Here is an 11441-nt window from a genome sequence, read left to right as displayed (position 1 = left end):
GAAGGGCAGATTCGCGGCTTCGTGCTGGAGAAGGGCTGGAAAGGGCTGTCGGCCCCGGCCATCCACGGCAAGGTGGGCCTGCGGGCCTCCATCACCGGTGAAATCGTCATGGACGAAGTATTCGTTCCCGAAGAAAACGCCTTCCCCGAAGTGCGTGGTCTCAAAGGCCCGTTCACCTGCCTGAACAGTGCGCGCTACGGCATCGCCTGGGGCGCGCTGGGAGCAGCGGAAGACTGCCTGGCCGTGGCGCGGCAATACACACTGGATCGCAAGCAGTTTGGCCGTCCGCTGGCGGCCAACCAGCTCATCCAGAAGAAGCTGGCCGATGCGCTGACGGAAATCCACCTGGGGCTGCAAGGCTGCCTGCAAGTGGGGCGGCTCAAAGACCTGCATCAGGCTCCGGTGGAGATCACCTCCATCATCAAGCGCAACAGTTGCGGCAAGGCACTGGAGATTGCGCGGCTGGCGCGGGACATGCTGGGGGGCAATGGCATCAGCGACGAGTTCAGCGTGGCGCGGCATCTGGTGAATCTGGAGGTGGTGAACACCTACGAGGGCACGCACGATGTGCATGCGCTGATTCTGGGGCGCGCCATTACTGGTATCGCCGCTTTTGCAAACTGACACAGCCGGGAGTGGACATGAGCAACACCACACTGCCCACGGTTCTGGTGGTCGGCGCGGGCGTGATGGGCGCGGGCATTGCGCAGATTGCCGCGCAGGCCGGCCACCGCGTCCACCTCTACGATGCACAGCCGGGCGCGGCCGCCACGGCCCGCGCCCGGCTGGCGCAGACCCTGCAAACCCTGGCCGACAAGGGCAAGCTCGATGCCGCCAGTGCGGCCGCTGCCACGGCCCGCCTGCACGCCATCGACACGCTGGAGCAGGCGGCCAGCAGCGTGGGGTTGGTGGTGGAAGCCATCGTGGAGAACCTGGAAATCAAACGCCAGTTGTTCCAGCAGATCGAAGCGTGGGTGGACGCAACGGCCATTCTGGCCACCAACACGTCTTCCATCTCGGTGACGGCCATTGCCCACGGCCTGCAACGGCCCGAACGGCTGGTGGGCATGCACTTCTTCAACCCCGTGCCGCTGATGAAGCTGGTGGAAGTGGTTGCCGGTCTGCGCACCGATGCCGCCGTGGCGCAGCAGGTTTTCACGCTGGCGCAACAGTGGGGCAAGACCCCGGTGCACGCGCGTTCCACGCCGGGCTTCATCGTCAATCGCATTGCCCGACCGTTCTACGCCGAAGCCCTCGCACTGCTGCTGGAGCAGGTCACCACGCCCGCCGTGCTGGATGCCGCGCTCAAGGCCGTGGGCTTTCGCATGGGGCCGTGCGAGCTGATCGACCTGATCGGCCACGACGTGAACTTTGCCGTCTCGCAAACCGTGTTTCAGGCCAACTTCGGCGACCGCCGCTATGTGCCCTCGCTGGTGCAACGTGAGATGGTCGAAGGCGGCCTGCTGGGGCGCAAAAGTGGTCAGGGCTTCTACCGCTACGCCGATGGCAAGCCCGTGGCCACTGCCGAAGCCGCCCCCGCACCAGCCCTAGCGGCGGCACAGCCATCGGGCGAACTGATCGTGCATGGCCACGGCCCGCAGGCCCAACGCTGGCAGGCCGCGTTGCAACGCGCAGGCCACGCCTTCGGCACCCAAGCCGACAGCGACTGGATCGGCCTGCAAGTCGGTACTGCGCAATTGCGCCAGAGCGATGGCCGCACCGCCACGCACACCAGTGCCGCCACCGGCGTGACCGAGTTGGCCGTGTACGACCTGCATCTGCCACGCACAGCCGATGCCGACGCAGCCATCCCGCTGGCCTTCGCCAGCAGTGCCACGGCCAGCCCCGCATGGGCCGAACAGGCCGCCGCCTGGCTGGCCCTGGCAGGCTACGCACCACTGCCGGTGCAGGATGCCGCCGGGCTGATCGTCACCCGCACACTGGCCATGCTCATCAACGAAGCCAGCGATGCCGTACTGCAAGGCGTGTGCAGCGACACCGGCGCAGACACCGCCATGAAGCTGGGCCTGAACTACCCGCAAGGCCCGTTCGAGTGGCTGGCCGCCTGGGATGCGCAGCAGGTGGCACAGGTGATCGACCACCTCGACGCGCACTACCGGGGCGAACGCTACCGCGTCAGCCCGCTGCTGCGCGCCCGCGCCCAGATCGCCCGTCTGCACCACGCATCCTGACCTTCCATACCCCAAAACCACAGCAAGGAGACACCATGAGCGAGGCATTCATCTGCGACTACCAGCGCACCCCGTTTGGCCGCTACGGCGGCGTGCTGTCGGGCGTGCGCACCGACGATCTGGCCACCGTGCCGATTCAGGCCCTGCTGGCCCGCAACCCCCAGGTGGACTGGCAGGCTCTGGACGAGCTGTGGCTGGGCTGCGTGAACCAGGCGGGCGAGGACAACCGCAACGTCGCCCGCATGGCCGTGCTGCTGGCGGGCCTGCCGGTGCAGGTGCCAGCGGTCACCATCAACCGGCTGTGCGGCTCCGGCATGGATGCGGTGGGCACGGCCGCGCGTGCCATCAAGGCGGGCGAAACCAGCCTTGCGATTGCAGGCGGCATCGAAAGCATGAGCCGCTCGCCCTTCGTCATTCCCAAGGCCGAAGGGGCCTTCAGCCGCAACAATGCCATTTACGACAGCACCATCGGCTGGCGTTTCGTCAATCCCCGGATGCAGCAGCAATACGGCATCGACTCCATGCCGGAGACCGCCGAGAACGTCGCCGACCAGTACGGCATCGAACGCGAAGCGCAGGATCGCATGGCTCTGGCCTCGCAGCTTCGCGCCGTGGCGGCCCAGCAATCGGGCTTTTTTGCAGGAGAGATCGCGCCGGTGACCATCCCCCAGCGCAAGGGTGAAGCCGTGGTGGTGGCACAGGACGAGCATCCACGCACCACCAGCCTGGAGAAACTCGCGGCCCTCAAGCCCATCGTGCGCCCCGGCGGCACCGTCACCGCAGGCAACGCCTCCGGTGTGAACGACGGCGCAGCCGCCCTGTTGATCGCCAGCGAAGCGGCGGCACAACGCCACGGCCTCACGCCGCAGGCACGCATCGTCGGCATGGCAACGGCCGGCGTGGAGCCACGCATCATGGGCATCGGCCCCGTGCCTGCCACGCGCAAGGTGCTGGCGCAGACGGGCCTGACGCTGGCACAGATGGATGTGATCGAACTCAACGAAGCGTTTGCCGCGCAGGGGCTGGCGGTATTGCGGGAGCTGGGCGTGGCCGACGACGACCCGCGCGTGAACCCGCACGGCGGGGCCATTGCCCTGGGACATCCGCTGGGAGCCAGCGGCGCGCGCATTGTCGGCACGGCAGCACGCCAGTTGCAGGCCAGCGGCGGACGCTACGCGCTGGCGACCATGTGCATCGGCGTGGGCCAGGGCATTGCCATGGTGATCGAGCGCGTCTGACGCAAGGAAAAAAAGGGGAGAAGACTTGGTCCCCCCGACAGGAATCGAACCTGTATCTAGCGCTTAGGAGGCGCTCGTTCTATCCATTGAACTACGGGGAGCGGAAGGCCAGCGAAAAGCGTTGCGCCAGCCGGGGGGGCGGCCTGTGCCTGCGGGCAGCGGGCCTGGGCCTCGCCGGTGCCTTGCCAGAGGAAAGCACCGTCTGCCCGCGCAGATGCGCAGAGACGGGGCTGGATTATATACCGCGCCCTGCCGCACCCGGCCTACCGCCATTGCCAGCTTATTTCGGGAGACTTTTCATGTCCGTACAGATCGTCCGCGAGCAATCCCTTGCCTTCGTCACCGTGGACAACCCGCCGGTGAATGCCCTGTCGCAGGCGGTGCGGCAAGGGCTGCTCGATGCCGCCGAAACACTGGATGCCGACCCGGCCATTCAGGCCGTGGTATTGCTGTGCGCCGGGCGCACCTTCATGGCCGGTGCCGATGTGCGCGAATTCGGCCAGCCCCCGCGACTGCCGCACCTGCCCGACGTGATCGCCCGCATCGAACAGGCCACCAAGCCCTGGATTGCCGCCATCCACGGCACCGCCCTGGGCGGCGGGCTGGAAGTGGCCCTGGGTTGTCGCTTCCGCATTGCCAGCGCACGCGCCAGCCTGGGGCTGCCGGAAGTGAATCTGGGCCTGATCCCCGGTGCCGGGGGAACGGTGCGCCTGCCACGACTGGCGGGCGCGGCCCGTGCGCTGGAGCTGATTGCATCGGGGCAGGCCATTGCGGCCACCGAAGCATGGGCCAGCGGCGTACTCGATGCCGTCGTCCCTGGGGATGATCTGAAGGCAGAAGCCACTGCCTTTGCCCACTCGGCACTCGCACAGCCCTTGCCGCTGCCGGTATGCCAACGCACCATCCCCCCGGTGGATGAGGCATTCTGGGCCAGCGCAGAGCAGCGGATTGCCGCACAGGCCGGTCAGGCAGTCGCTCCACTTCAGGCATTGGCCTGCATCCGCCACGCACAACAGACCGACTGCGCCAGCGCGCTGGCGTTCGAGCGAGACACCTTCATGCAGTTGCGCGGCTCGCCCCAGGCCGCCGCCATGCGCCATCTTTTCTTTGCCGAACGTGCCGCCGCCCGCCCGCCCCAACTGGCAGGCCACAAGGCAGGCCCCTGGCGCGCCATCGCCCTGGCAGATGCGACTGCCGCAGCCCGGCTGGCAGGCCCATTGCTTGCAGCCGGGCTGAAACCGGTCTGGCTGGGCCAAGGCACCGCCCCGGCCACGCTCGCAGACAGTCCCGCCATCGACCGCCAAGACCTCTCCAGCATTGATGTACTGATTGCCACCGATACGCCACATCTGGCCCTGCGCCCCGATGCCGTGGTGCTGGTGCTGCAACCCACTGCCACACAAAACGACAGCGACCGCATGCTCACACTCTGCCTGGACGACACCCGGCTGGCCGAAGTGCCAACCCTGCCCACCACCGCACCGGATGCCGTGGCCACCGCATTCGCACTGCTGCAACGGCTGGGGAAAATCCCGGTGCAGACATGCAGCTCGGATGGCACCTCGCTGGCTGCCCAGTTGCGCCAGAGTGCCCGGCAGGCCATCGCCCCGCAGTGGCAGACCGATGCAGGCTGGGCCACGCTGGATGCCGCCTTGCGCGGCTTTGGCTTCGCCCAAGGTGCAGCGGGGCTGGGCATGGCGGCCACCCCGGATGCCACCGCCACCAGCCCGACCACCCACAGCCAAACCGAAACGCAGAGCCTCCTGAACATCGTGCTGCAAGCCCTGCACCAGCGCGCGCAGAGCCTGCTGGCGCAAGGCACCGCCCTGCACACCACCGACATCGATCTGGTCAGCGTGCATGGCCTGGGTTTTCCACGCTGGCACGGCGGCCTGATGCACCACGCACAGGCCACCGCCCATACCGGCACCGACTGACACATTCCCGTTCCATCCCCCCTCACTTCCAAAAACCATCAGGAGACATCACATGACCAGCACCCGCACGCCCTCGGGCGATTTCGTCAGTCCGCAGCACCAGCGATCCGTTCTATGGGTCGTCATCATCGCCACCATCGCCCTGTTCTTCGACGGCTACGACCTGGTGGTCTATGGCACGATTCTTCCGGTGCTGATGGCCGACCCCAGCCACCTGGGCGCGGTCAGTGCGCAACAGGCCGGGGTACTCGGCTCCTATGCCCTGGTGGGGGTGATGCTGGGCGCACTGGTATCGGGCACCCTGGGCGACTACCTGGGGCGGCGCAAGCTGATGCTCATCAACATCGTCTGGTTCTCGCTGGGCATGGGCCTTGCCGCCATGACGCACTCGGTGCAGGCATTCGGCTTCTGGCGGCTGTTCACCGGCATTGGCATCGGTGGCCTGATCGTCACGGTCGCCACGCTGATTGCCGACTTCGCGCCACCCGGCAAGAAGAACCTCTACAACGCCGTGGTGTATGGCGGCTTTCCGCTGGGCGGGGTCTTCGCCGCGCTGCTGGCCATGCTGCTGCGCGACGAAATCGGCTGGCGCGGCATGTTCTGGATCGGTGCAGCCCCGCTGGTGATCCTGCTGCCATTGGCCTTCTTCAAGCTGCCCGAATCGCCCCGCTGGCTGGTGGCCCGAGGCAAAGACAAGCAGGCGCAAGAAGTCACCGCCCGCTTTGGTGTGCCCGCACCGGCCCGCGCCGAACTCGATGCCGAACGCGCCGCCGTGCCGCAAGTGGGCTTCGGGGCACTCATCACGCGCCAGTACCTGTTCCCTACGCTGCTGCTGGGAGTCATGAGCTTCGGCGGCATTCTGCTCACCTACGGTCTGAACACCTGGCTGCCGCGCATCATGGAAAGCATCGGCTACGACTCGCGCAACTCGCTGGCCTTCCTGCTCATGCTCAATGGCGGTGCCGTGGTCGGCGGCGTAGTGGTCTCGCGCATTGCCGACCGCATCGGTGCCAAGCGGGTCATTGCCTGCACTTTCACACTGGCCGCAGTGTCGTTGATTGTTCTGACTTTCGCCCTGCCCTTCCCCATCCTGATGCTGGCAGTAGCCTTGGCAGGGCTGGGCACCATCGGCACCCAGGTGCTGATCTACGGACTGGTGGCCAACTACTATTCCACCACCACACGCAGCGCGGGCATGGCATGGTGTGCCGGGTTCGGCCGCCTTGGCGGCATCTTCGGGCCGCTGATCGGCGGCTTCATCATGGGAGCCGGTCTGGCCAGCGAAATGGCCTTCTACATCTTCGCCGGTATCGCACTGCTGGGCACGGTGCTGACGCTGCTGGTGCCGCAGAAGTCCTGAAACAGACGGCGAAAACAGCCATGCAGTGAGATCAGGCATGGACGCACGGCGCAATAGCGGCAATAATGCGCCGCCTCTGGCAGTGGTGCGCACTTCCAGACATTCCCACCATGACCGGAGACCCTTGCATGACCGAACCCGTACCGTCCAATGCCACGGCCACCCCTTACGGCACGCTGCCGCCCACCAGCCAGCCCGCCCAGCGCAAACCGGTGAGCCTGCCGCGTCTGGCCGACATGCACGCACGCGGCGAGAAAATCACCATGCTCACCGCCTACGATGCCACGTTCGCCGCCGTGGCCGACCAGGCAGGCGTGGACACCATTCTGGTGGGCGACTCGCTGGGCATGGTCTGCCAGGGACGGCACAGCACCGTGGGCGTATCGCTGGAGCACATGCGCTACCACACCGAATGCGTGGCACGGGGCGTGCGCCGCGTGCAGGGCACGGCCTGGGTGGTGGCCGATCTGCCCTTCGGCAGCTACCAGGAATCGCGCGAGCAGGCCCTGCGCAATGCCACCGTGCTGATGGAAGCGGGCGCGCACATGGTCAAGCTCGAAGGCGGTGGCTGGACGGCCCCGACCGTCGAGTTTCTGGTGGCACGCGGCATTCCCGTCTGCGGGCACCTGGGCCTGACCCCACAAACCGTCCACGCCCTGGGCGGCTACCGGGTACAGGGCCGTGCCGAAGCCGATGCGCAACGCCTGCGCCAGGAAGCCCTCGAACTGGCCGATGCCGGAGCCACGCTGCTGGTGCTGGAAATGGTGCCCGCCACACTGGCACGACAGCTCACCGGCGAAATGCCGCACTGCGCCACCATCGGCATCGGGGCCGGGCAAGGCACGGCCGGCCAGGTGCTGGTGCTGCACGACATGCTGGGCATGAACCTGGGGCGGATGCCACGCTTCGTGCGCAATTTCATGGAAGGGCAGAACAGCATCCAGGCCGCGATGGCCGCCTATGTGCAGGCCGTCAAGCAGGGGCAGTTTCCCGAAGATGCCGTGCATGGCTGGTGACCCACCGCCGACCATCGAATTTCCATTCTCAACCACGCACTCCCCATGCAAATCGTCCACACCCTCACCGAACTGCACCAGGCACTGGCCCCTTTCCAACGCCGAGTGCTGGTGCCCACCATGGGCAACCTGCACGACGGCCACCTCGCGCTGGTGCGCAAGGCCCACACGCTGGGCGATGCCACGGTGGTCAGCATCTTCGTGAACCGGCTGCAATTCCTGCCCCATGAGGACTTCGACACCTACCCGCGCACCTTGCAGGCCGACAGCGAGAAACTGCGCAGCACCGGCGGACAGATCATCGTCTTCGCCCCCAGTGAGCAAGAGCTGTACCCTCAACCTCAAACCTTCCGCGTCCAGCCCGACCCGGCACTGGCCGACATTCTGGAAGGGCATTTTCGCCCTGGCTTCTTCACCGGCGTGTGTACCGTGGTGATGAAGCTGCTGTGCGCCGTGCAACCACAGGTGGCCGTTTTTGGCCAGAAGGACTACCAGCAACTGCTGATTCTGCGCCACATGGTGCAGCAGTTCGCCCTGCCCATCGAAGTCGTAGGCGTGGCCACGCAACGTGCGGCCGATGGACTGGCGTTGTCCTCACGCAACAGTTACCTGGATGCCCCTGCCCGCCAGGCCGCCACCGCGCTGTCACACGCCCTGCAACAACTGGCCACTGCCGTGCAGTCCGGCAGGCGGGACTGGGATGCCCTGGAAACACAGGCCATGCAAGCCCTCACCCAGCAAGGCTGGGAGCCCGACTACCTGACCGTACGCCGTCAGGACAACCTCCAGCCCCCCACATTCCCCTCTGACAGCCAGCCCCTGCCCCCACTGGTCGCCCTGGGCGCAGCCCGGCTGGGCAGCACCCGGCTGATCGACAATCTGGAATTCACGGCTGCCTCTGCCTGACTGTAGGGGCGAAGCAGTGCTGTGCGCCCGAACTGTGGAGGCGTGCTCCTGCCTCCGCTGACCGGAAAATGTCACCATGGACGCTAAAATGGAACGCCACTGCCAGCCCACCCCTTTGCCACACCCCCTGGATGTGGCCTGCCGGTGCCCTGGAACTGCCGTGTAACCCCCTCCAGAATTCCTGCCGATGCACCGTCCCTGCCCGCCCCCCCATGCCCTGCACGCCGGTACCCTGGTGTGTCTCGCACTGCTGTGTCTTGCCCCGGCGGCCCGCGCAGAAGAAGCCGCTGCATCGGCCCCGCACCCCTTCGCGCTCTCCCCGCTGATGGGAAGCAGCGGGCTTTCCGGTGCCACGCTGACTCCCTCGGCGCAGATCACCGACTGGGGCCGGATGGAATTGCGCTATGACCGGCAGATTCCGGGTCTGGCTCCCAACCGCTTCGGCGGCACCGACGGGCACAACATCATTCTGGGCTTTGGCCTGCTGCCCAACCTGGAAGTCTCGGGTCGGCTGGCCAGCAACAACATGCATGGCAACTGCTACACCGAAGGCTGTGGCATACGCGACCTCTCCGCCAACTTCAAGGTCGGCATTCCACTGGATGCCGCAGGCCGCTACCATCTGGCAGCCGGTGCCACCGATCTGGGAGGACAGGCCACCAATTTCCGCTCCTACTTTGGTGTACTCTCTTATATCGACAATCGCTGGCTGGCCAGCCTGGGAGTGGCGCAACGCCAGAGCAGCCGCAACCGGCAGGGGGCCAGCCCGCTCCACGGCCCCTTCGCCCATCTCGCCTACCAGCCTCTCTCGTGGGCAAGGGCAGGCATCGAATACACCGACGGCGATGCCTGGGCCAACGCCCATCTGCTGGCCCCGGCGCAATGGCTGCCGCAGGACTGGCGCGCCCACGTCGGCGTCAGCACCCGGCTGAACCGCAACGACACCACCGATCAGGCATGGTGGAACATCGGCCTGAGCATTCCCCTGTATCGTGTGCCTTCCATTGATGCGGGTGCAAAGGCGCAAACCGCTGCACTGACCACCACACCCACAGTCAGGGCCACCTCGCCCATTGCTACGCCGTCAGCATCGGTGGAAAACATCGTTAGCACACAGGCTGCCCCAAGCCCTGCGCCACAGCCCTTCCCCGAAGCCCCGCGCCATTCCTTCCAGCGTCTGCCTCTGCTGGGCGTGGTTCCGTTTCCAGGCCACAGCTCTGTCAGCGCATTGCCCCCGGATGACACCGTCGATACCCCAGGCAGGGACATCGTCACCCGCCTGAACGCCCATGAGCAAGCGTACCGGCAGGCGGCAATTCCCGCTCTGGCTCCCGCACAGGCGCAACAGACAGCCTCGTCCTTCATCCCACAGCCCACCCTGCCGCTGACACTGGAGCAGGCACAGCAACTCGCTGCCGCCCTGGAGACCCAGGGGCTGGAAGACATATCGATCGGCCACACACCACAGGGCAAGCTGCTGGTATCCATCAACAATGCCACTTACGCCTGGAATGCGGTGGATGCCATCGGTGCTTCACTGGCGGCACTGGCCCAGACACTGGGAACCGTGCCACGCGACTACCAGTTGGTGCTGCACCAGCGGCAGCTCCCGATTGCCGGTGTGGCAGGGCGCACCGACTGCCTGGAACAGTGGCTCCAGAACACGACTCCGTCCTGCAACGCAGGCCAGCTGTTCTCGGCTGGATCGGCCGCGCTGGCGCAGTGGTTCGATGGTGCCCAGTGGCTGGTGGAACAACAGGCCGCCAGCTGGAAGACCACCCGCCTGACGCTCAATCCCCTGCTGCAATCGCGGGTGGCCACGGAATACGGCGTGCTGGACTACTCACTGGGCGTGCAGCTGGGCATCGAACAGCCGCTCTGGTCGGGTGCCTGGATCGACATCCGCCAGAACATCCCACTGGACGAATCGGACGACTTCCAGAATGGCTCGGCATTCGGCAGTGCCCGCATCCAGAATGAACTCGATCGCGCCATTCTGGTGCAGACCGCCCGCCTGCCACTGGAGCAGTGGATGCCATCACTGGCGCAACCAGCCATGCAGCCCTGGGGCCTGACCAACGTCACCGGCCAGGTCGCGCTGGGCCGGGTGGATGCCGACTACACCGGCACCGTGGGAGAGTTGCGCTGGGAACCGGGCGAAGGCCAGCACCGCATCAGCGTCCTGGGGGGCTATTTGCGCAAGGAAGACGACACGCCCCGCATCGGCAGGCAAATGACCTTCGACCGCTATGCACAACCGGCCCTGCTGGGCTATCGCTACAACCATGCCAGCACCCGCACCTATCTGGAACTGGAAGGCGGCCAGTTCATGAATGCGGATCGCGGGGTGCGCGCCGAACTGAAACAATGGTTCGGCGACGTGGCCATCAGCTTCTACATGCAGCAGACCAGCCCCGAGACCAGCCTCCCATCCCGCCGCTTTGCCGGCATGAATGTCTCGCTGCCCCTGGGGCCACGCAAAAGCATGATGCCTGGCCGACACATTCAGGTGCAGAGCGTGCCGCGCTGGGCACACAGCATTCAGACCCTCGTGGGCAACAGCAGCAACGACATCCTGTCCGGTTACGGAGCCAGGCCAGACACCCCCAGGCTCGACAGCCACTTCAACAGCGATCGGGCCAGCCTGTTGTACTATGAAGACAATATTTACCGCATCAGACAGGTGGCACAGCAATTGCGTCGTTCACAATGAAGATAAACTGTGTAATTATTTGATACATTGAGAGCAGACTCTGCAAACTCTCGATTCCTGTACATACTCCATCAACGCC

The 11441-nt window shown here is 65.9% G+C and carries 8 protein-coding genes and 1 tRNA gene; 8 read left to right on the top strand and 1 reads right to left on the bottom strand.

Annotation, left to right across the window (positions count from 1 at the left end; translation table 11 throughout):
- The 3 genes from BUE21_RS07705 to pcaF all read left to right on the top strand — a co-directional run.
- The coding region (locus BUE21_RS07705) for an acyl-CoA dehydrogenase family protein (RefSeq protein ID WP_268767828.1) at positions 1-624 on the top strand (624 nt) is incomplete at its 5' end.
- 17 nt (positions 625-641) lie between these two features.
- Positions 642-2192, top strand: a complete 1551-nt coding sequence (locus tag BUE21_RS07700; RefSeq protein ID WP_073356102.1) for a 3-hydroxyacyl-CoA dehydrogenase — start codon at positions 642-644, stop codon at positions 2190-2192.
- A 35-nt stretch (positions 2193-2227) separates the two neighbouring features.
- Positions 2228-3430 carry a 3-oxoadipyl-CoA thiolase gene (gene pcaF / locus BUE21_RS07695; RefSeq protein WP_073356101.1) on the top strand — a complete coding sequence of 401 codons (1203 nt, stop codon included), beginning with the start codon at positions 2228-2230 and terminating at the stop codon, positions 3428-3430.
- Between the two features lie 26 nt (positions 3431-3456).
- Here the strand turns inward: pcaF and BUE21_RS07690 are convergent.
- Positions 3457-3531 (bottom strand) — tRNA-Arg (locus BUE21_RS07690).
- Between the two features lie 198 nt (positions 3532-3729).
- Between BUE21_RS07690 and BUE21_RS14820 the strand changes: the two genes are divergently transcribed.
- From BUE21_RS14820 to BUE21_RS07665, 5 genes are all read left to right on the top strand, one after another.
- Positions 3730-5367, top strand: coding sequence for an enoyl-CoA hydratase/isomerase family protein (locus BUE21_RS14820; protein WP_073356100.1), 1638 nt, complete (start codon positions 3730-3732; stop codon positions 5365-5367).
- Positions 5368-5419: 52 nt separating this feature from the next.
- Positions 5420-6727, top strand: a complete 1308-nt coding sequence (locus BUE21_RS07680; protein WP_073356099.1) for an MFS transporter — start codon at positions 5420-5422, stop codon at positions 6725-6727.
- A gap of 110 nt (positions 6728-6837) precedes the next feature.
- On the top strand, positions 6838-7743 hold the full coding sequence (gene panB, locus BUE21_RS07675) for a 3-methyl-2-oxobutanoate hydroxymethyltransferase (RefSeq protein ID WP_407656057.1): 906 nt from the start codon (positions 6838-6840) through the stop codon (positions 7741-7743).
- 45 nt (positions 7744-7788) lie between these two features.
- Positions 7789-8649: a pantoate--beta-alanine ligase gene (gene panC, locus BUE21_RS07670; RefSeq protein ID WP_073356097.1), complete on the top strand. Its 861-nt coding sequence runs from the start codon at positions 7789-7791 to the stop codon at positions 8647-8649.
- 187 nt (positions 8650-8836) lie between these two features.
- A complete protein-coding gene (locus BUE21_RS07665) occupies positions 8837-11362 on the top strand; it encodes a YjbH domain-containing protein (protein ID WP_073356096.1) in 2526 nt (841 codons plus the stop codon).
- The last annotated feature ends 79 nt before the right edge of the window (positions 11363-11441 follow it).

It is taken from the genome of Lampropedia hyalina DSM 16112 (assembly GCF_900129055.1).
GTDB lineage: Bacteria > Pseudomonadota > Gammaproteobacteria > Burkholderiales > Burkholderiaceae_C > Lampropedia > Lampropedia hyalina.
The sequence above is the reverse complement of the archived record's forward strand: the minus strand, read 5'-3'. Positions and strand labels throughout refer to the sequence as shown.

Bases quoted from the DNA above. Each gene is read 5' to 3' on its own strand.
- BUE21_RS07700 (WP_073356102.1), top strand. From the start codon at position 642: ATGAGCAACACCACACTGCCCACGGTTCTGGTGGTCGGCGCGGGCGTG.
- pcaF (WP_073356101.1), top strand. From the start codon at position 2,228: ATGAGCGAGGCATTCATCTGCGACTACCAGCGCACCCCGTTTGGCCGC.
- BUE21_RS14820 (WP_073356100.1), top strand. From the start codon at position 3,730: ATGTCCGTACAGATCGTCCGCGAGCAATCCCTTGCCTTCGTCACCGTG.
- BUE21_RS07680 (WP_073356099.1), top strand. From the start codon at position 5,420: ATGACCAGCACCCGCACGCCCTCGGGCGATTTCGTCAGTCCGCAGCAC.
- panB (WP_407656057.1), top strand. From the start codon at position 6,838: ATGACCGGAGACCCTTGCATGACCGAACCCGTACCGTCCAATGCCACG.
- panC (WP_073356097.1), top strand. From the start codon at position 7,789: ATGCAAATCGTCCACACCCTCACCGAACTGCACCAGGCACTGGCCCCT.
- BUE21_RS07665 (WP_073356096.1), top strand. From the start codon at position 8,837: ATGCACCGTCCCTGCCCGCCCCCCCATGCCCTGCACGCCGGTACCCTG.